We start from the raw sequence: 20,969 nt of genomic DNA, 5'->3' as shown, positions 1-20,969 counted from the left end.
AAGGTCCGTGTAAGAGCCTCTCTCAACCTACAATCCGATCACATCCCGGCTGCGCTTGAAGCGCCGTAGCTCTACGGCCGCGCGGCTGGACACGCCTGGGTGGCCCAATGCCAAAGCGGACAGACATCTCCTCCATCCTCATCGTCGGCGCCGGTCCGATCATCATCGGTCAGGCCTGCGAGTTCGACTACTCGGGAACGCAGGCCGTGAAGGCCCTGAAGGAGGAGGGATACCGCATCGTCCTGGTGAATTCGAACCCCGCCACGATCATGACGGATCCCGATCTGGCGGATGCCACCTATGTGGAACCGATTACCCCCGAGATCGTCGCCAAGATCATCGAGAAGGAGCGCCCGGACGCGATCCTGCCAACCATGGGCGGCCAGACGGCGCTGAACTGCGCCCTGTCGCTCAAGAAGATGGGCGTGCTCGAGAAGTTCAACGTCGAGATGATCGGCGCGACGGCGGAAGCCATCGACAAGGCCGAGGACCGGCAGCTCTTCCGCGAGGCCATGACCAAAATCGGCCTGGATACCCCGAAATCCCGACTCGCCAATGCCTCGGCCCTCAAGAAGGCCGACCGGGACGCCTATCTGGCCGAACTCGCCCGCATGGAAGCCATGGATATGCATCCGGGCGACAAGAAGCGGATGATCGCCGCCTACAAGCTCAAGTGGGACGCCGGCGAGAACGACCGCCGCAAGCGCTACCAGGAGCATGCCATGGGAGAGGCGCTGATCGCGCTCTCCGAGGTCGGCCTGCCCGCCATCATTCGTCCGTCCTTCACCATGGGCGGCACCGGCGGCGGCATCGCCTATAACCGCGAGGAATTCCTCGACATCGTGGAGCGGGGCCTCGATGCCTCCCCGACCAACGAGGTCCTGATCGAGGAGAGCGTGCTCGGCTGGAAGGAGTACGAGATGGAGGTCGTCCGCGACAAGGCGGACAACTGCATCATCATCTGCTCGATCGAGAACTTCGACCCGATGGGCGTGCACACGGGCGATTCCATCACCGTCGCCCCGGCCCTGACGCTCACCGACAAGGAATACCAGATCATGCGCGACGCCTCGCTGGCGGTGCTGCGCGAGATCGGCGTCGAGACCGGCGGCTCGAACGTGCAGTTCGCGATCAACCCGGAGAACGGGCGCATGATCGTGATCGAGATGAACCCGCGCGTGTCGCGCTCCTCGGCGCTCGCCTCCAAGGCCACGGGCTTCCCCATCGCCAAGGTCGCGGCGAAGCTGGCCGTCGGCTACACGCTCGACGAGATCGCCAACGACATCACGGGCGGAGCGACGCCGGCCTCCTTCGAACCGACCATCGACTACGTGGTCACCAAGATCCCGCGCTTCGCCTTCGAGAAATTCCCCGGCGCCGAGCCGACGCTGACCACGGCCATGAAATCCGTGGGCGAGGCCATGGCGATCGGCCGCTCCTTCCCGGAATCGCTCCAGAAGGCCCTGCGCTCGCTCGAAACCGGCCTCACCGGCCTCGACGAGATCGAGATCGAGGGCATGGGCAAAGGCGACGACAAGAACGCCATCAAGGCGGCGCTCGGTACCCCGACCCCGGACCGGATCCTCAAGGTCGCGCAGGCGCTGCGCCTCGGCATCAGCCATGACGAGGTCTACGAGTCCTGCAAGATCGACCGCTGGTTCCTGGAGCAGCTCCAGGACATCGTCGACCTGGAGGCCAAGGTGAAGGCGCACGGCCTGCCGCAGACGCCGGGCGCATTCCGGCACCTGAAGGCCATGGGCTTCTCGGATGCGCGTCTTGCCGTTCTCGTCCATAAGACGGAAGCCGAGGTGCGCGAGGCGCGCCGTGCGCTCTCCGTCCGGCCGGTCTTCAAGCGCATCGACACCTGCGCGGCGGAGTTCGCCTCGCCCACCGCCTACATGTATTCGAGCTACGCGGCTCCCTTCGCCGGCCAGCCGGCCGACGAGGCCACGCCTTCCGACGCCAACAAGGTCATCATCCTCGGCGGCGGCCCGAACCGGATCGGCCAGGGCATCGAGTTCGATTACTGCTGCTGTCATGCCTGCTTCGCGCTCAAGGACGCGGGCTATGAGACCATCATGATCAACTGCAACCCGGAGACGGTCTCGACCGACTACGACACCTCCGACCGGCTCTATTTCGAGCCGCTGACGCAGGAGGACGTGCTGGAGATCATCGAGACCGAGCGCTCGAAGGGAACGCTCCACGGCGTGATCGTCCAGTTCGGCGGCCAGACCCCGCTCAAGCTCGCCCGCGCGCTGGAAGAGGCGGATGTGCGCATTCTCGGCACCTCGCCGGACGCCATCGACCTCGCCGAGGACCGCGACCGGTTCAAGCGTCTGCTCGACAAGCTGCACCTGAAGCAGCCGAAGAACGGCATCGCCTATTCGGTGGAGCAGGCCCGCCTGATCGCCGCCGATCTCGGCCTGCCCTTCGTGGTACGCCCGTCCTACGTGCTCGGCGGCCGGGCCATGGCGATCATCCGCGACGAGACCCAGTTCGAGGATTACCTGCTCGGCACCCTGCCCAGCCTGATCCCGTCCGACATCAAGGCGCGCTACCCCAACGACAAGACCGGCCAGATCAACACGGTCCTGGGCAAGAACCCGCTGCTCTTCGACCGCTATCTCTCGGATGCGATCGAGGTGGATGTGGACTGCCTTGCGGACGGCAAGGACGTGTTCATCGCCGGCATCATGGAGCATATCGAGGAGGCTGGCATCCATTCGGGCGATTCCGCCTGCTCCCTGCCGCCCCGTTCGCTCTCGCCCGAGACCATCGCCGAGCTGGAACGCCAGACAAAGGCCCTGGCCCTGGGCCTCGATGTGGGCGGCCTCATGAACGTGCAATATGCCATCAAGGACGGTGTCATCTACGTGCTTGAGGTGAACCCGCGCGCGTCGCGCACGGTCCCGTTCGTGGCCAAGGTCATCGGCGAGCCCATCGCCAAGATCGCGGCCCGTATCATGGCCGGCGAGCCCCTGGCCAAGTTCGGCCTCACCCCGAAGGACCTGCCGCATATCGGCGTCAAGGAAGCGGTCTTCCCCTTTGCCCGCTTCCCGGGGGTGGACGTGCTGCTCGGGCCCGAGATGCGCTCCACGGGCGAGGTGATCGGCCTCGACCGCGGCTTCGGCGTGGCCTTCGCCAAGAGTCAGCTCGGCGCCGGCAGCCAGGTTCCCAAGACCGGAACGCTCTTCGTCTCGGTTCGCGACTCTGACAAGGTCCGCATCCTGCCCACCGTCCGGATGCTGGAGGAAATCGGCTTCCGGATCATGGCAACGGCCGGAACCCAAAAGTTTCTTGAGGAAAACGGCGTCAAGGCGACGCGGATCAACAAGGTGCTGGAGGGCCGCCCGCACGTGGTGGACGCCATCAAGAACGGCGATATTCAGCTGGTCTTCAATACCACCGAAGGGGCAGGCGCCCTCTCGGATTCCCGTTCGCTACGACAAGCTGCCCTCTTGCATAAGATACCTTACTACACCACTCTTGCAGGAGCGATTGCCGCGGCCGAGGGCATCAAGGCATACCTCAGCGGCGATCTCGAAGTCCGGGCGCTTCAGGAATACTTTGCCTGAGGCATCCGGCCTCACATTGGAACTGCGAAGCTTCTGGTAAGTTTTCGTTGACATGCGAGGGCGCTGGAAACAGCGGCCTCGTACCTCTTTTTGGACGAGACAAACGATGGACAAGGTCCCTCTGACGATCAAGGGTTTTGCGGCGCTCGAGGACGAACTCAAGCACCGGCAGCAGGTTGAACGCCCCCGGATCATCCAGGCGATCGCGGAAGCCCGCGCGCTTGGCGACCTGTCGGAAAACGCCGAATACCATGCCGCTAAGGAAGCCCAATCCCTCAACGAAGGCCGGATCCTTGAGCTTGAAAGCCTGATTTCCCGCGCCGAGGTGATCGATATCGCAAAACTCTCCGGCGACCGGATCAAGTTCGGCGCCACGGTGAAGCTCGTGGACGAGGACACCGAGGAAGAGAAGACCTACCAGATCGTCGGCGAGCCCGAGGCGGATGTCCGCTCGGGCCGGGTTTCGGTCGCCTCGCCCATCGCCCGCGCCCTGATGGGCAAGACCATCGGCGATACGGTGGAGGTCTCGACCCCCGGCGGCGGCAAATCCTACGAGGTCGTCGGCGTCCAATTCGGCGCCTGATCCGCGAAGGGGGCAGGAACGATGAGCAATCCCATGATGCCCCCCTTCTCCCGGCGAACCATTCTTAAGGCTCTCGCCTGTGCCGGTCTCGCCGGCGCAGGCTTTGCCGTGCCTGCTCGTGCCCAGAGCTTCCCGCAGGCTTTCTCGTCCTTCTCCGTCGACGTCAGCGAGCTCAAGGCCAAGGGCCTCGGCCCCTTCGCCGACATCATCGGCGCGGCCGCCCTCGACGAACTGCGCCGCTCCTTCGCCGATCGTACCGACCCGCGCGGTCCTCGTCTGGTGCTGCGCCTCACGAGCGTCACGATGACGGCGTTCCCCGACAACAGCAGCGGATACAAAGGCAGGGGCGGCGGAGGAAACAGCGGGCACGATGCCCTGGAGGGCGAGGCCATGGCCGTCGGCCGCAGGGGCGAGATCCTGGCCAGCCATCCGATGCTGGCGGTCCGCGACGTGAACACCAGCCCCCTGACACCGAACGAGCAGGGCCGCGCCGTGGAGGTGGCCCAGCACTACGTGCGCTGGCTCAGGCGGCAGATTTAATCCGTCCTATATGATCCGGGCATCAGCCCTGCAGCCTTTCGGCGCCTGAAGGCAACCGTCGTCTTCCGCCATATCCTCGATCGCCACCAGCGGCTCGTCCTAATCAGATCGAGGGGAGCGCGGCACGCACGTTCCGCAATTACGTGAGTTCGGATACAAGCCTCTGGAAGGACGCGAAGCTCCTGTCGGGAGCCTCTGGAGCGAAAGCTTCGGGCCACATTTCCAGGGAAAAGAGCCTCGGCTCAAACCTAACATTTTGATTTGTTATAGCATTAGTATAACCTCCGCCGCTCGGAACAGCCTCGGAGGGATCCATGTCCGTCAATGTTGCTCGCCGCGGAGGCGAAACCCGCGTTAATACGTCCATAGACGGGAATCAGACGAACGTCTTTTACACCATTCTCACGGATGGGCGGATCGTTGCAAATTGGTTCGGGAAAGGTACGCAGTCCGGCCAGCAGGACGACGACGGCATGTTCCAGCAGATCTTCGATGCCAATTGGAATCGCATCGGCGGCGAGGTTCGGGTCAACGGCACGACTACCGGAATCGTGACAGATTCAGGATACGATCTTCCGCTCTCCAATGGCCGTTACATGGCGTTCTGGAGCGTGGACAGCTCGGGGACCGACGCAGCCTACGATACGTACTTTCGGGTCTTCCAGGCCAATGGGCAGGCAGGCAGCGAGATCCGCATCAGTTCCACGCCAGGCCAAGGCGAAAGCTACCCGGACGTCTACAAGCTCGCGAACGGCAACTCCCTCATAACCTGGGACGGCTCGGGAACGCAGCCGGGCCAGGAGGACGATGCCGGTATTTTCTTCCGTTTGATCGGAGCGGACGGGACCATCGGCTCCGAGACGCGCATGAATTCCTTTGTGCGGGAGCGCAATGAGGACTTGCTCCTCCTTACGCCTCTATCCGACGGGGGATGGGTCGCTGTCTACCGCTCCCAGATCGATCAGACGAACAATGTCTATGATTTTTGGCAGCAAGCCTTCAATGCGGATGGCACGAAACGCGGCGGCGAAATCAAGCTCACGTCCGAAGGAGGGACTACCTCATTTCGCCCTGGCGTGAAGGAGCTGGCCAATGGGAAGTGGATGACTTTCTGGGAGGAAGGCAACAGCGCCACACCATACGATCTTTACTCCCAAGTCTTCAATGCCGACGGCAGCGTTTCAGGCGACAAGTTCCTGGCGACGGAATCGACGGAAGGCAATCAGACTCGTTCAGCTTATAGCGTGTCTCTCCCGAACGGACATTTCTTGTTCCTATGGCGAGGGAAAGGAACGCAGCCCGGCCAAGAGGACGATAGCGGCTATTTCTACCAACGCTTCGACGCGAACGGCGCAAAGGTGGGCAGCGAGACGCGCCTTTGCGCTACCAACACCGGCTCACAAACTGTGACAAAGGTCTCGGACACTTACCTGACCCTTCAAGACGGGCAGCGCGTCAAGGACAAGACCGTCTTTCTCTGGTACGGCAACGGAACGCAGCCGGGCCAAGAGGACTCCGACGGCATCTTCATCCAAATGCTTGATGCCAGTGGCGCCAAGATCGGCTCGGAGGTTCGCGTCAATACCACGACGGAAGGCTCACTTGCGACGACATTCATCAAATCAACGTCCCTTACGATGAATGGGCGCTTCGTCGTCACGTGGCAAGGCAAGGGGACGCAGCCGGGCCAGGAGGACGACGTAGGCTTCTTCATGCAGCTGTTCGACGGCAACGGCGTCAAGATCGGCTCCGAGATCCGCGTCAACACTACGACCGCAGGCACGCAAACGCCCATGTATAACGAAGCCCTGCCCAATGGCGGCTGGGTCAGCGTATGGAATAGCCAGAACGCAGACGGGACGTTCGACGTCTACCAGCAGGTCTTCGACAACAACGGCAACCGCATCGGCAGCGAGATCCTGGTCAACACGACCACCGCCGGATCACAGGTTGCGATGGAATTCAAAGTTCTGCCTGACGGGAGTTGGATCATCGGGTGGGAAGGCAACGGGACCCAGCCGGGCCAGGAAGATTCCGCAGGCATATTCTTCCAGCGCTTCAGCCTCAGCACCGCCCCGACGAGCCTCTCGCTGTCAGGGACAATCAAGGAGAACGCCGCAGCGGGTCTCGTGGCCGGGAGCCTTTCAGCCACGGCTGCGGATCCGACGGAAGCGGGCATTTTCACCTACACGCTGGTCGATGCGGCCGGCGCCGCCACCGCCCATCCGCTGTTCGAGATCGTCGGCAACACGGTGCGGGTCAAGGCCGGCGGCGCGCTCGACTTCGAGACCGCCACGGCCCACACCCTGCGCGTCAAGGTCGCCGATGCCTTCGGCGGCAGCTACATCCAGGACGTCACCGTCACTGTCACCAACGTGCTCGAGACCACCCCCTTCCGCAAGACCGGCACGCCCGGCAACGACAGCCTGCGCGGCGAGCTCGGCAACGACACCCTCACCGGTCTGGCCGGCGACGACATCCTCGGCGGCGATCTCGGCAAGGACCGAATCCTCACCGGCACGGGCAAGGACATCGTGGTGTTCGACACCAAGCCCGGCAAGACCAACCGCGACACGATCACCGACTTCGATCCGAAGAAGGATTCGATCCATCTCGACAACGCCATCTTCACCAAGCTCGGCAAGAAGGGCTCCGTGTCAGCCCCGGCCAAGCTGAGCAAGGGCTTCTTCGCCCTCGGCGCGGCGCACGACAAGAACGACTATGTCGTCTACGACAAGAAGACCGGCGTGCTGTCCTACGACAAGGACGGCAGCGGCGCGGCCAAGGCGGTCGAGATCGCGGTGTTCTCGAACAAGCCGGCGCTCACCGCGGCGGATTTCTTCGTGATCTAGCGAGAGGGGCGTCAAGCCCCCTCGGCTTCCGCCACGTCCTCAATCGGCACCAGCGGCTCGTCCTTGATCAGGTCGAGGGTGAGCGCGGTGCGGACGTTGCGCACGTTCGGCAGCGAGGTCAGCTCGGACACGAGACCCTGGAAGGACGCGAGGTTCGGGGCCACGCATTTCAGGATGAAGTCGATATCGCCCGAGAGGGTCCAGCACTCGCGGACCATGGACCAATCCTTCACCCGCTGCTCGAACTCCTGCAGCTCCTTCTTGCCCTGGATGTCAAGCTGCACCATGGCGAAGCAGACGATCTCGAAACCGAGGTTCTTCGGGTCGAGGATCGCCCGGTAGGCCTTGATGATCCCGGCGCTTTCCAGCGCCCGCACCCGGCGGAGGCACGGCGGCGCCGACAGGCCGACCCGGCGGGCGAGCTCCACATTGGTGATGCTGCCGTCGGCCTGCAACTCTCTCAGAATGGCCCAGTCTATGGAATCGAGGCGTCCGCGCACGGTAACTCCGCTCATGCATGATCAGGCAAGGGAACCGGCGGGCCGCCATTGCTTGACCATACGGCATCAGGTCAAAAAATCTCGTCTTGGCTGAGTAGACCGTGTAGAGGGTCTGCACAAGAAGGACAGGCGATTAAGTCGCAACGAACTTCATGAACTCCACAGGCTCATTGATCGAATGTTGCGCAAGGATACCGGCCTTATCACCTGGGTGCTGACCGATGGCAAGGCGGGGGACGAGCTGCAGGCCCTGAGCGTCACCGAGGCCCTCGGCATCACTCCCGAGCTCCGTCGGATCAAGCCGAGGCCGCCGTTCACCTGGTTCATGCCCTGGGGCCCCATCGACCCTCGGGAGCGGCCAAGCGTCCCGGACAGCCCTCTCGCACCGCCCTTCCCGGACCTGCTCGTCGCCTCGGGCCGCCGGGCCGTGGCCTATCTGCGCTATGTGAAGAAAGCCACGAGCGGACGAACCTACACCGTGTTCCTCAAGGATCCCCGAACGGGCCCGGAAACGGCCGATTTCATCTGGTCGCCCGAGTACGACCGCCTGCGAGGCTCCAACGTCCTCAACACTCTCACCCCGCCGCACCGGATCTCGGCCGGAAAGCTCGAAGCGTCCCGCGCTCATTCGGATCCTCGCCTTGCCCACCTCCCCCGGCCACGCGTCGCGGTCCTGACCGGCGGCAACTCTCGCCATCATCGGTTTACGGACGAGGACGTCGCCCGCTTCATTCGACGCCTGACAGCCGTGGCCGAGACCGGGGCCGGCCTGATGGTCACCGCCTCGCGCCGCACGCCGCCGGCCCTGCGGGAGGCCCTGATGGGCCTGGCCGCCGCGCACGAAGGCTTCTTCTGGGACGGCGCCGGCGAGAACCCCTATGTGGATCTTCTCGCTCAGGCCGACTTCATCGTCGCGACGGCGGATTCCTTCAACATGATCGGCGAGGCCGCCGCGACGGGACGGCCGATCCTGGCCTTCGAGCCTTCAGGGGGCCACCCTAAACTCGATGTTTACACGCGGGCCCTTAAAGCCCATGGAGTTGTGCATCCATTCGAGGGCCGTCTTGAAGGACAGCCCTATGAGCCCCTAAATTCAACACCCACGGTCGCGAAGGCCATCGCCGAAGGCTTCAGGCGCCATCGCCACGCTCTCGGCCTGCCGGATATCGCCCTTTCATTGGAGACCCCCTGATGGCCCATTCTCACGCCAAGCTCATCATCATCGGCTCGGGACCAGCTGGCTATACGGCGGCGATCTATGCGGCACGCGCCCTTCTCGAACCCGTGATGATCTCCGGTTTCCAGCCGGGCGGGCAGCTCATGATCACCACGGATGTGGAGAACTATCCGGGCTTCGCCGACGTGATCCAGGGCCCCTGGCTCATGGAGCAGATGCGCATGCAGGCCGAGCATGTGGGGACCCGGATGATCTCGGATCACATCACCAAGGTGGACCTGAAGCAGCGTCCCTTCCGTCTTGAGGGCGATTCCGGCGATACCTATACCTGCGACGCGCTGGTCGTCGCCACCGGCGCCCAGGCCAAGTGGCTGGGCCTGCCGTCCGAGGGCCAGTTCCAGGGCTTCGGCGTGTCGGCCTGCGCCACCTGCGACGGCTTCTTCTATCGCGGCAAGGAAGTCGTGGTGGTGGGCGGCGGCAACACCGCCGTCGAGGAGGCGCTCTACCTCGCCAACCTCGCGTCCAAGGTCACGCTTGTGCACCGCCGGGATTCCCTGCGCGCCGAGCGCATCCTGCAGGATCGCCTGTTCAAGCACCCCAAGATCGAGGTGGTCTGGAACTCGGCCGTCGAGGAGATCTGCGGTTCGGAGAACCCCTCCTCCGTCACCCATGTGCGGCTGAAAAACCTCGTTTCGGGCGAGGCTTCCGACTTCAAGACCGACGGCGTCTTCATCGCCATCGGCCACAAGCCGGCGACGGAACTCTTCACCGGACAGCTCGACATGAAGTCCGGCGGCTATCTGCTGACGAAGCCCGGCTCGACCGAGACCAACATTCCCGGCGTCTTCGCGGCCGGTGATGTGACGGACGACATCTACCGGCAGGCCGTCACCTCGGCAGGCATGGGCTGCATGGCGGCCCTGGATGCGGAGCGCTATCTGGCCGCCCTGGAGGCTACGCAGGAAGCCGCCGAATAGAGTTTATTAACAACTGGTTAGTCCTCTAGTCGATTTCCTGTTGCATAGGACCCTCGGCTCATAAGAGATAAGGGTTGCCTTGCGTCACGAGCATGCGAGGCATGAGGGGAACGCCGTGGACTGGGATAAAATCCGGATTTTCTATACGGTCGCTGAAGCAGGCAGCTTCACCCGGGCCGGAGACGATCTGGGTTTGAGCCAATCGGCCGTCAGTCGCCAGATCAGCGCTCTCGAGCGCGAATTGAAGGCTCCCCTTTTCCACCGCCATGCCCGAGGCCTCATCCTGACCGAGCAGGGAGACCTGCTGTTCAGGGCTGCCCGCGACATGCGCATGCGGCTGGAGACCACCAAGGCGCGGCTCGTCGAGACGAGCGAGAGGCCCTCCGGCGAGCTGAAGGTGACGACGACTGTCGGTCTCGGCTCCATCTGGCTCGCCCAGCGGATCGCCGAGTTCCTGGACCTCTATCCTGACGTCCGGGTCGAGCTGATCCTATCCAACGAGGAGCTGGACCTTGCCATGCGCGAGGCCGATGTGGCCATCCGCCTGCGTCGCCCAGCTCAGCCCGATCTGATTCAGCGCCGCCTCTTCACGGTGCATTTCCACGTCTATGCCTCAGCCGATTACCTGAAGCGGTTCGGCGAGCCCAAGACCCTGGAGGATCTGGACGAGCACCGGATCGTCTCGTTCGGCGGCGACCAGCCGTCCTATCTCATGGCCGTGCATTGGCTCTCGACGGCCGGGCGCGAGGGACGTGAGCCGCGGCAGTATCACTATGTCGTGAACAACATCACTGCCCTGAAGCTGGCGGTCGAGACGGGCGCGGGCATCGCCGTGCTGCCGGATTATGCGGTGGTCGGCAATCCAGACCTGATCCAGATTCTTCGGGACGTCGAAATGCCGTCGCTCGACAGCTATCTCGTCTATGCGGAGGAAATGCGTTCCGTTGCGCGCGTTCAGGCCTTCCGTGACTTCCTGATCTCCAAGGCCCAGCGCTGGACGTTCTGACCCGAATCCCCTGCCAAGCTCGATAGCTGCTCCAATTTTGTTCCCCGGATGACAAGAGCCATGCGCTTTGCGCAGCCCTTTTATGAGGCATGCTGCATTGCAAATAGGCGGCCGGCGGTCGATATCACCCGTGGCTGATTTCAACGCGGCACCGCTTTTCTTCCTCCCGGCGCTGCCGTGTCGGCCGTTCCCTCTGGAAGGTTTTGACTTTTGTCGGACCTCTACTTTAGCCGGGCTTCGTGCCCGGCTTTTTTTCTTTTCAGGGGCTCAGGATCGGCTCTGCCCCACCTCTTCCTTGAGCGCGCGACGCAGGACCTTGCCCACATTGGTCTTCGGCAAGGTATCCCGAAACTCGATCCGGCGCGGCACCTTGTAGCCGGTGAGGTTCTCGCGGCAGAATTCGCGCAGCTCCTCGATGGTGAGGGCCTGGTCCCTTCTGACCACATAAGCCACCACAGCCTCGCCTGAATGTTCGTCTGGCAGGCCGATGACGGCCGCCTCCATGACGCCAGGATGTTTGACGATCACGTCTTCCACTTCGTTCGGATAGACGTTGAACCCGGAGACGAGGACCATGTCCTTCATCCGGTCGACGATCTTGATCTGGCCGTCGGGGAGCATCACGGCCACATCCCCGGTCCGGAACCAGCCGTCCGCCGTCATGACCTTCGCGGTCTCGTCGGGACGCTGCCAGTAACCCGCCATGACCTGGGGACCCTTGACGCAGAGTTCTCCGCGCTCGCCGGGCGGAAGAGCGGTTCCATCGCCGGAGCGGATCGAGACATCGGTCGAGGGCAGCGGATAACCGATCGTGCCGGTGAACTCCTCGACGTCGAGCCTGTTGGCGCAGACCACCGGCGACGTCTCCGACAGGCCGTAGCCCTCGACGATGGGCTGCCCGGTCACCGCCTTCCATTTCTTCGCCACCGCCTCCTGCGTGGCCATGCCACCGGAGACCGCAAAGACCATCTGGGAGAAATCGACCTTCTCGATGCCGGGCGCGTTGGCCAGCGCGTTGTAGAGCGTGTTGAGGCCGGACATGAGGGTGATCCGGCTCTTCTGCAGGGTCTTGACGAAGCCCTGAATGTCGCGCGGATTGGCGATCAGGAGCTGGCACCCGCCGATCCTCGTCATCAGCATGGCGCAGACCGTAAGGGCGAAGATGTGATAGAGCGGCAGGGCCGTGACCATCACGTGATCCTCGCGGTCGCCGAAGAACGGCCGCATCCAGGCCTCACACTGGAGCACGTTGGCCGCTACGTTGCGGTGGAGCAAGGTCGCGCCCTTGGCGATGCCCGTGGTACCGCCGGTATATTGCAGGAAGGCAACGTCGTCGGGCGACACGGCCACCGCCTGCGGCTTCTGCCTGGCGCCGGTGCCGATGACGGTCTTGAAGGCGACGGCCTGCGGCAGGCTGAAGGGCTTCACCGCCTTCTTCACATGGCGCGAGACCAGATTGACGATGGCTCCCTTGAGACCCAGGAGATCGCCGGGCGTGACCAGAACCACCCGGTCCAGTTTCAGCTCCGGCAGCGATTCCTCGACCGTCGTGGCAAAATTCTCGAGCACGAAGAGAAAGCGTGCCCCGGAATCCTTGAGCTGATAGGTCAGTTCCCGCGGGGTATAGAGCGGATTGACGTTGACCACCGTGCCCCCGGCCAGAAGCACCCCGAACAGGATTGCCGGAAAAGCCATGACGTTCGGCAGCATGATCGCAACCCTGTCGCCCTTCTTCAGCCCCTGCCCATGAAGCCATGAAGCCACCGCATCGGCCTCCCGCCCCAGGACCGCGTAGGTCATGCGCGTGCCGAAGCTCTCGACGGCGGCCCGGTTCGGAAAATCGGCGACGGCCTGGCGGAAAATGTCGTTGAGCGTGCCGATCCCGGCCTCGTCGATCGTCTTGGGAACCTGCGCCGGATAGGAATTAAGCCAGGGACGGGCGGCATAAGAATCCGTCGCACCTGCCGTGGCAGGGGCCGGGGTCGACACGGTCATTGTTGTCCTCCGCTTCGCGGCGAGGTTGGCTTCCTGGGAGATGGCGTCTCCATAAGAGGATAACTTGGCGCGGACCACCCCATTTGTCGATGGAAATAGTTTATACCTGAACGATTGGATGAGAGTGGTCCGGCCTGAAGGTCTGCGAGGATGGAAGCCATAAAGTCGGAGCACTGTGCACGACCGGTACCGTCAAAGTACGCTCTACCACATCATCACCGGCCTTGTGCCGGTGATCCCGATTGGTTGAAACGCCAAGCCTCACCGCCTTGGGATGGCCGGCACAAGGCCGGCCATGACGTGGTGGGTGTCAGCCCCCCATATCCTCAGTGCGTCTTGTGCAGCACCATGTCGGCCGGGCGACCGCTCATTTCCGCCATGTGGTCGAAGCGGGTCGAGAAGCTCCCGACGCCGGCCGTAGCCGAGCGCAACTCCACGATGAGGTCGCCGATCTCGGATTCCGGGATGGTGGCGCTCAACACCTGCCAGCCGGTCCAGCCGGGCCGCTCGTCATAGCCCAGGATCTGCCCGCGCCGTCCGGTCACGAGGGCCGTTGCCTTGGACAGGGCCTCGGACGGGATCGTGATCTCGACCGACAGCACCGGCTCCAGCAGCACGGGCTTGGCCTTCGGCAGGGCCTCCGCCAAGGCCAGCTTGGCGGCCGCCTGGAAGGCTGCGTCCGAGGAATCCACCGTATGGTAGGAACCGTCCGTCAGCGTCACCGCGAGATCGACCACGGGAAAGCCGAGCGGACCGCATTTGAGCGCGTCCCGCACCCCGGTCTCGACCGACGGGATGTACTGGCGCGGCACGACACCGCCGGTGATCTGGTCCTGGAACGCGAATCCTTCCCCGCGCGGCAGCGGCCTGATCTCGATCATCACGTCGCCGAACTGGCCGTGCCCTCCAGTCTGCTTGCGATGTCGCCCGCGTGCCGCGGCGGGCAGCTTGATCGTCTCGCAATAGGCCACCCGGGGCTTGGCCGTCTCGACGCCGACCTGGAAACGGGATGCCAGCTTCTCTACGGCGACGCGCAGATGCATCTCGCCTTGCCCGTGAAGACGGATTTCCCCCATCTCCGGCCGCGTTTCGACCACAAGGGACGGGTCCTCCTCGGTGATCTTGGCGAGCGCGCTCGAGAGGCGCACGTCGTCCTTTCGATCCCTGACTTTAAGAGCCAGGACGTAGACGGAATCGGGCGGCGCTGGCGATACGACGGCTTCGGGTCTCCCCTTGCCCGCCGCGAAGGCATCTCCGGTCGCGATCCCCTCCAGCCGGCCGAAGCCGACCGTGTCGCCGGCCACCGCCTCCGCCTTGCGATTGAGGGTGTTGCCGAGAAGCGTGACGAGGCTGCCGATCCGCGCCTCGGCCCCGCGCGAGCCGACGACCGTGTCGCCCTCGTGGAAGGCGCCGCGCATGACGCGGGCGATCGTGAGCTTGCCGCCCTGCCCCATATGCAGGGTCTTCATGGCCTGGGCCAGGGGCGCCCCCTCCTCGGGAAGCCCCAGGCGGGCACGGGTCTCCGTGAGGGTCGGCGCCTCGTGGCGCAGCGCCTTGAGAAGCCGCGTGATGCCGTTGCCGCGCTCGGCCGACCCGATCAGGGCCGGCACCACATGCCGTTCCCTCAGCTCCTTCGAAAGGTCGTCGAAAATCTGATCGCGCGGCGGCTCGATCTCCGAGATCAGCTCCTCCATGAGCTCGTCGTCGTAATCGGCCAGGCGTTCGAGCATGGCGAAGCGCGCTTCCTTCTCCCGGGGCAGCTCGCCCTCCGGCAGGTCCACGATCTCGCTCGGTGCGTGCTCGCGGTAAATGAAGGCGCGCTCCAGCGCGAGGTCGATGAAGCCGATGGCGATGCCGTCCTTCCAGAGCGGGATCTGGCGCAGGAGCAGCGGCGTGCGCGAGGCCTGCTGCAGCAGCGCGAGCGTCTCGCGGATACGCTGGGTCGCGGTGTCGATCTTGTTGATGAAGAGGAAGCGCGGGATATCCGCCTCTTCCAGCTCCCGCAGGATGATCTCAAGCGCCGGGATCTTACGCTCGTCCGCCTCGCAGACGACGACCGCCGCGTCGCAGACCGGCGTGACGTTGCGCATCTCGTGCAGGAATTCAGTCGAGCCGGGGCAGTCCACGAAGGTCATGCTCTCGCCGAGAAACTCGACCGTCGCGACATTGGGCTCGATGCTCATGGCATGGGCGCGGGCCTCCGCGCTCGCGTCGCCGACGCTGTCGCCATTGGACACGCGGCCCGCGCGTGAAATCGCTCCGGTCCGCTCCACGATGGCTTCCAGAAGCGTGGTCTTGCCGCTCTGAAACGGGCCGACGATTGCGATGCATCGTGGGCCCGTACCTAGTCTGCCGTTGGGTGCCATAGGACATGATCCTCCCGCCCCCATTCATCGGCGCGCTCTTCCAGAGCATCGGACGCAATAACTGGGTTCCGCGTTCAGAACCGACCCGACGCCCTTTTTAGCCGGCGCGTTAGGTCGATGCTCTGCCTCTCGATGCGGAATGGCAAGAGGGATTGTATCGATGGCTGAATACGGGCGAGCCAAGGAGGCGCCCGGCTGCCCATCGAAGCGTCCGGGCCAAGAGGGTTCTGGCACGATCCTTGCTGCACGATCCTTGCTGACGGCCGCGACAGGCCGTGGAGAGAGCCACTTTTCCTTTGATGTCGCAACCTTCCACAACGGTAGGTTAAGGCCCGTGACATCCTTCCGGTGTAGTTGACTCCCGCCCCGCAACTGGCTGTAATGACATGACACTCAGAAGTGTATCCCGAGTGGAAACGCAGCGCGGGACTGTCGCTTTGACCGGAGCCGCATGAAACCCTTTGACCCCGATCAGCGGAATCTCGTCCGCTCCCCTCTCGATAACGAGAACATACTGAGCGGTCAGTTCTGGGGCGAGCTCCGCGTCTTCCTGGCCGTCGCCAAGGCCAAGTCTTTCAATCGGGCGGCTGAGATTCTCAACACCAGCCATCCGACGGTCAGCCGTCAGGTCCGGCGGCTTCAGGACCTGATGGGGTCCCAGCTCTTCGTCCCGACCCAAAACGGCGTGAAGCTGACGCCAAAGGGACAAGCCCTCGCGCAAGCCCTCACGGCGCTCGATCACTCCCTCTTCGCATTGACCAACGATCTTCGTGCCGAGAACAAGGAAGCGGAGGGGATTGTCCGGGTCAGCATAACGGACGGCTTGAACACGTTCTTCGTGGCCCCTGCCGTGTCCACTTTTGCCGCGGAGCACCCGAGGATACAGCTCCATCTCAAAAGCCCGGCAAACGTCGTCAGCCTGCGGGACAATCAGACCGATATGATGATCGGCTTCAGCCCCATCGAAGCGGCCGACATCTCGATGCAGAAGCTGGGATATCTTCATTTCATCCCGATCGTGGCGAAGTCATACATCCAGCAGCATGGCATCCCGACACGGTCGAACCTTTCGCAGCACTTCTTTCTGCAGTCGGAGTATTATTCGGCCAAGACGGGCCTGTGGAGCGATTGGAACCGTGCCGTCGACCAAGGGCAGGTTGCGCATTTCTGCGACAACTCCATGGCCTATGGCATGCTCGTCAAAGCCGGGCTCGGCATCGGTCTGCTCGGCAGCTACACGATCCTGGAGCCCAACGCGGTCCCCTTGGAGTTGGACGTGAAGGTATCGGTGCCGCTCTACGCGCTGGTCCTGACGGAGCGCCTCAATGCACGGCCCGTCCGCTTAGTCTTTGACTGGCTGTGCGAGATGTTTGGCCCGGCGAACCCGTGGTTTAGCCCCAAGCTTCGGCTTGACCCGCCCCAGAGCCGGTTCGACGTCGGCATCAAGCTTCTCTTTAATCTGTGAAGCTCGCCGTTGCAGATGGTGAGTGCTGATGCTCTCCGATATGCTGATATAGGTGTTGCCGACATCCTCGAAGAGTTCGGCCAACTCGAGCGATACTCCTTCCCCCTCGAACAGCAGCTTTTGGAATGTGGCCGTGTGCAACGTCACGACCTGCTGAAGGTAAGCTCGAAAGAAGTCCATGATGGTGGCTGCATCGATTTGCTTGAGATCGGGAAGGTTTGGAACAGGGGCCGTGCTCATGATCCCACCGTCTCGAATTCGGATTGAGCATCCCAATATCCTTCGATGCGAAACAGCACGGTCGCATCGGTGTCAACCGTGATGGCGTTTTGCGGCGGCGAAAGGTCTCTCACGAGTTCGATGTAGGGCTCTTCGTGACCTTCGAACAAGACAGGCTCCTTGCCTGACGCAGGCTTGAACCCGAGCATTCGCTGCCACAGGCGAGCATAGACCGGCTGCGCGTGGGTGATCACCCGGTCGTAGCCCTTGCGGCTGATATGCTCAAAAATGAATTCTGCGCACCGTTTGATGATCCGAGGATCGCGCCATGCCTTGCGGAAGCTCGTCCTCTCCATCTTGGCGAAATCCTTGAACCAGCGGATCCGTGCAGTGCCGACCGGCTCGCTTCCCGCATAAACGATGATGTGGGTCGCCTGATAATCGTTCCCGTCATAGGTCTGCCGGGCCGCTACTCCATGCTCTTCCATGAAGCAGATCGCGCGAATGGCATGGGCGTGGAGCAGCTGCTCCGGCGTTGTCACAACTTCGACCCGGATGAGGTTGTCATACCTCGCACTTGGGGGTGTCTGATCCATGGATAAGCCCTTGAAGCCAGATTGGATGCGAATAGTGAGCACGGGTGCCCAAGAGCTTTGAAGACGCTAAGATGTGGAGCGGTTGAACACCAGCGTTGAACGGAAGAGGGTTATGACCCAAAGCAATAGTCATGGGACTCCCACCTTGGCTGAGCTATGTGAAGAGGCAGCGCAACATTGTGGCGACGACTGGCAGCGGATCCTGGCCTATGTGGCTGATCGAATTGCCATGATGCCCGGGAGTGACCAGGAGCGGCTGACGGAGGACGTGAGCCGTATCCTGAGTTTCTGGGCACCGCCACGTCCAAATGGCCTGCATTGAAACGGTGCAGGATTGAAGAGCCTATGAAGAAGTCACCGAATGATGCGGATCGCCATATTGGCCAAAAGATTCGGGCTCGTCGGACCGCGATCGGGATGAGCCAGGAAAAGCTCGGCGCCCTGCTCAATCTCACCTTTCAGCAGGTCCAGAAATACGAAAAGGGGGCAAACCGCGTCGGAGCGGGGCGCCTCCTGGAGATCAGCAGGATCCTCCAGGTACCGATTGAGTACTTCTTTGAGGACCTGACCAGAGACAGGGCTCTCTCCAATCCAGCGGAAAGGATCGCCTCGGACACGCTCGCGACCGCGGACGGCCAGCGTCTGGCGAAAGCCTTTTCGGCCATCGAAAACATGCAGCTTCGGCGGCGGGTGGTCGAGCTGGTCGAATCCATGTCCGAAGCGTGACGTCCCGGCGGGCCGATTTCCCCGCCGCACTCCTGGGCCCGCTCGCGAATACCCCGGTGGCCGCCTATCGCGCCGGGCGCAGCTCGAAATCGGCGACCCCGAGGGCGAGGTTGAAGCCGGTCTGGCCGCTGACGGACAGGGGCTGGAGGGAGATGCTCCGGTTCGAGCCGCCGACCAGGACATTGGCGCCGACGCCGGCACCGGCCGTCGCCTCGGCGGTTCCGCCCACATAGCTTCCGGCGAGCGAGCCCGGCGCCACGCTGCCGCGGGAGAACACGGCCCATGTCAGGATGCCCCGCCGCGTCGCCCCGATATCGAGCCCGAAGCGCCGGATCGCACCCACATAGCGCTCAGGCCGCCCACGCCGGGGATTGAAGGTGCAGAGCGTGGTCTTCTGCGACGTGACGATGAGGCCGATCCCACCCGAGACGCTGCAGGACAGGACGCCGACCCGCCCCCGGTTCTGAGCCTGGGCTTCGGTGGCCCCGAAAGCAGCAAGAGCAGCAAGGGCGGCAACGGAGAGAACGGCACGGCGCATGGTGATCTCCTCAGCGTGGTCAAGCTTAGCGCTTAACGGCACAGGGGCGGCCCCGTTCCATGCGAAGGATGTCAATCCTGGATAGGGGGATGGGAATCCTGATGCTTTATCGAGGATCCTATGTGCGCTTACGCACCCGATCCCCTCCGTTCAGAGAGTGGTCCACGGGACAATCGGCCTAGCTTAGCAACTCAATTCGCGAATGGCTGTAGGAGGTCCATGATGTTCCTGTCCGTGCAATCCGTCTTCCGTCCAACCAGCGCCGATATCCTGACACGGATCTCGACCACAGCCAGTGGAGCAGAGGCAAACGGGAGCAGCAGTAATCCTCACTTCAGCCCCGATGGACGCTTCGTGGTGTTCGACAGCAACGCCACCAACTTGGTCGCCAGCGACGCCAGGGATGACCGCAACATCTTCCTCAAGAACCTGACCACCGGCGCCGTCACCCGCCTGTCCACCGGCTTAGGCGGCGCCGAGACCAACGGAGACAGCTCGAACCCTCAGTTCAGCCCCGACGGGCGCTACGTGGTGTTCGAAAGCTTGGCCACCAATCTGGCGAGTGGCGACACCAACGGTAAATACGACATCTTCCTCAAGGACCTGAGCACCGGTTCCATCACCCGCCTCTCCACCACCGCCAATGGCACGCAGGCAAACGGCAACAGCACCAACGCTCGCTTCAGCTCGGACGGGCGTTATATGGTGTTTGAAAGTGACGCATCCAACTTGGTTGCCAACGATCTCAATGGCGAGAAGGACATCTTCGTCAAGGACCTGAGCACCGGTGCCGTCACTCGTCTCTCCACCACCGCCACTGGAGCAGAGGCAAATGACTTCAGCGCAGAAGCCCGGTTCAGCCCGGATGGACGATGCGTAACATTCGGCAGCTCTGCCTCCAACCTCATCGCTGGCGATATGAACGACGCATTCGACATCTTCCGGGTCGACCTGCTGTACAAGGCCAATGCGGACGCCATCGCCGCGAGCCGCTTCGTCGAGGCGACCCTCAACGTCGGCAACGCCTCCAGCGTCAGCATCGCTTGGGGCGACGGCTCCAGCTCGACCCAAGCGCCGGTTGCCGGAAAGGTGGCCCTGCACCACGCCTATGCCAGCACCGGCGGCAAGGATGCCATCATCACCCTGGTCGAAGGTGCACTCACCTGGAACGTTGCCCACACCATCGATCTCGGAGCCGGCACCATGGTGCGCAACACCGCAATCACCGACACGCTCTCGGGCGGCGCCGGCAGCGACAGTCTCTCAGGCGATTCCTTTGCCAACCTCCTGCTCGCCGGCGCCGGCAACGACAGGCTGGATGGCAGTGCCGGCGATGATCGCCTCAGCGGCGGCCTCGGCAAGGACAGCCTCACGGGCGGCGCGGGCCGGGACGTGTTCGCGTTCGACGACAAGGAAACCGGCTCCTCCAAGAGCAAGGCCGATGACATCCTCGACTTCTCCGGCAAGGCCGGCGACCGGATCGACCTCTCGGCCATCGACGCCAACACCCGCAAGCGAGGCGACCAGAAGTTCACCTTCATCGCCAAGAAGGACTTCAGTAAGGCCGGCGAGGCGCGCTTCGAGAAGACGAAGGGCGCCACCTACGTCTATCTCAACACCGACAGCGACAAGGCCGCGGAGGCCGTGATCAAGCTGAAAGGCTCGCTCGAACTCAGCAAGGGCTGGTTCGTGCTTTAACGGGCGAAACGCCATGCCGGCCCTTCATGAGCCTGCCTCCGAGGCTGCTCTCCCTCCGGCTTATTCGAGCCGTCTTGTGCTGCAACGCACTTTTTAACGGCCAAGGTCGTCCCATTCGGCAAAAAATGCATTAGGTTCCATCTCCGTCACCTG

At 63.1% G+C, this 20,969-nt stretch carries 15 protein-coding genes; 10 read left to right on the top strand and 5 right to left on the bottom strand.

Annotation, left to right across the window (positions count from 1 at the left end):
• The first annotated feature begins 107 nt into the window (after positions 1 to 107).
• The 4 genes from carB to DDF70_RS13605 all read left to right on the top strand — a co-directional run bounded on the left by carB (position 108) and on the right by DDF70_RS13605 (position 7,553).
• On the top strand, positions 108 to 3,578 hold the full coding sequence (gene carB, locus DDF70_RS13620; protein ID WP_114945405.1) for a carbamoyl-phosphate synthase large subunit: 3,471 nt from the start codon (positions 108 to 110) through the stop codon (positions 3,576 to 3,578).
• Positions 3,579 to 3,684: 106 nt separating this feature from the next.
• Complete coding sequence (gene greA / locus DDF70_RS13615) at positions 3,685 to 4,161, top strand: transcription elongation factor GreA (protein ID WP_009764612.1); 477 nt, start codon at positions 3,685 to 3,687, stop codon at positions 4,159 to 4,161.
• A 33-nt stretch (positions 4,162 to 4,194) separates the two neighbouring features.
• Positions 4,195 to 4,701: a hypothetical protein gene (locus tag DDF70_RS13610; protein WP_114945404.1), complete on the top strand. Its 507-nt coding sequence runs from the start codon at positions 4,195 to 4,197 to the stop codon at positions 4,699 to 4,701.
• Positions 4,702 to 5,015: 314 nt separating this feature from the next.
• Entirely contained in the window at positions 5,016 to 7,553 is a 2,538-nt protein-coding gene (locus DDF70_RS13605; RefSeq protein ID WP_114945403.1) for a hypothetical protein, read from the top strand.
• An 11-nt stretch (positions 7,554 to 7,564) separates the two neighbouring features.
• Here the strand turns inward: DDF70_RS13605 and DDF70_RS13600 are convergent, their stop codons facing one another.
• Positions 7,565 to 8,068 carry an Lrp/AsnC family transcriptional regulator gene (locus DDF70_RS13600; protein ID WP_425374075.1) on the bottom strand — a complete coding sequence of 168 codons (504 nt, stop codon included), beginning with the start codon at positions 8,066 to 8,068 and terminating at the stop codon, positions 7,565 to 7,567.
• A gap of 163 nt (positions 8,069 to 8,231) precedes the next feature.
• Here DDF70_RS13600 and DDF70_RS13595 point away from each other — a divergent pair, with 163 nt between their 5' ends.
• From DDF70_RS13595 to DDF70_RS13585, 3 genes are all read left to right on the top strand, one after another.
• Entirely contained in the window at positions 8,232 to 9,245 is a 1,014-nt protein-coding gene (locus tag DDF70_RS13595; RefSeq protein ID WP_114945401.1) for a mitochondrial fission ELM1 family protein, read from the top strand.
• Positions 9,245 to 10,207, top strand: a complete 963-nt coding sequence (gene trxB, locus DDF70_RS13590; protein WP_114945400.1) for a thioredoxin-disulfide reductase — start codon at positions 9,245 to 9,247, stop codon at positions 10,205 to 10,207. Before DDF70_RS13595 ends, trxB begins: the two co-directional genes overlap by 1 nt.
• 115 nt (positions 10,208 to 10,322) lie before the next feature.
• Entirely contained in the window at positions 10,323 to 11,213 is an 891-nt protein-coding gene (locus tag DDF70_RS13585; protein ID WP_114945399.1) for a LysR family transcriptional regulator, read from the top strand.
• 267 nt (positions 11,214 to 11,480) lie between these two features.
• On the opposite strand, the gene DDF70_RS13580 is transcribed toward DDF70_RS13585, so the two are convergent.
• Together DDF70_RS13580 and DDF70_RS13575 are read right to left on the bottom strand one after the other, a co-directional pair.
• Positions 11,481 to 13,208 carry an AMP-binding protein gene (locus DDF70_RS13580; RefSeq protein ID WP_114945398.1) on the bottom strand — a complete coding sequence of 576 codons (1,728 nt, stop codon included), beginning with the start codon at positions 13,206 to 13,208 and terminating at the stop codon, positions 11,481 to 11,483.
• Between the two features lie 326 nt (positions 13,209 to 13,534).
• The gene (locus DDF70_RS13575; protein WP_114945397.1) at positions 13,535 to 15,574 is read right to left on the bottom strand and encodes an elongation factor G; all 2,040 of its coding nucleotides are present in this window, start codon (positions 15,572 to 15,574) and stop codon (positions 13,535 to 13,537) included.
• A gap of 451 nt (positions 15,575 to 16,025) precedes the next feature.
• Between DDF70_RS13575 and DDF70_RS13570 the strand changes: the two genes are divergently transcribed.
• Entirely contained in the window at positions 16,026 to 17,039 is a 1,014-nt protein-coding gene (locus DDF70_RS13570; protein WP_114945396.1) for a LysR family transcriptional regulator, read from the top strand.
• Between the two features lie 236 nt (positions 17,040 to 17,275).
• Here DDF70_RS13570 and DDF70_RS13565 read toward each other — a convergent pair whose 3' ends face one another.
• Positions 17,276 to 17,854, bottom strand: a complete 579-nt coding sequence (locus DDF70_RS13565; RefSeq protein WP_114945395.1) for a GNAT family N-acetyltransferase — start codon at positions 17,852 to 17,854, stop codon at positions 17,276 to 17,278.
• 345 nt (positions 17,855 to 18,199) lie between these two features.
• Here DDF70_RS13565 and DDF70_RS13555 point away from each other — a divergent pair, with 345 nt between their 5' ends.
• The gene (locus tag DDF70_RS13555) at positions 18,200 to 18,580 is read left to right on the top strand and encodes a helix-turn-helix domain-containing protein (RefSeq protein ID WP_114945393.1); all 381 of its coding nucleotides are present in this window, start codon (positions 18,200 to 18,202) and stop codon (positions 18,578 to 18,580) included.
• Positions 18,581 to 18,644: 64 nt separating this feature from the next.
• Here DDF70_RS13555 and DDF70_RS13550 read toward each other — a convergent pair whose 3' ends face one another.
• Positions 18,645 to 19,118: a DUF992 domain-containing protein gene (locus DDF70_RS13550; RefSeq protein ID WP_114945392.1), complete on the bottom strand. Its 474-nt coding sequence runs from the start codon at positions 19,116 to 19,118 to the stop codon at positions 18,645 to 18,647.
• A gap of 219 nt (positions 19,119 to 19,337) precedes the next feature.
• Here DDF70_RS13550 and DDF70_RS38740 point away from each other — a divergent pair, with 219 nt between their 5' ends.
• Complete coding sequence (locus tag DDF70_RS38740) at positions 19,338 to 20,816, top strand: PD40 domain-containing protein (RefSeq protein WP_162820393.1); 1,479 nt, start codon at positions 19,338 to 19,340, stop codon at positions 20,814 to 20,816.
• Positions 20,817 to 20,969: the final 153 nt, after the last annotated feature.

The organism is Microvirga calopogonii (assembly GCF_003347665.1).
GTDB lineage: Bacteria > Pseudomonadota > Alphaproteobacteria > Rhizobiales > Beijerinckiaceae > Microvirga > Microvirga calopogonii.
Note: the sequence above shows the minus strand (reverse complement) of the source record. Positions and strands in the feature narration are given on the sequence as shown.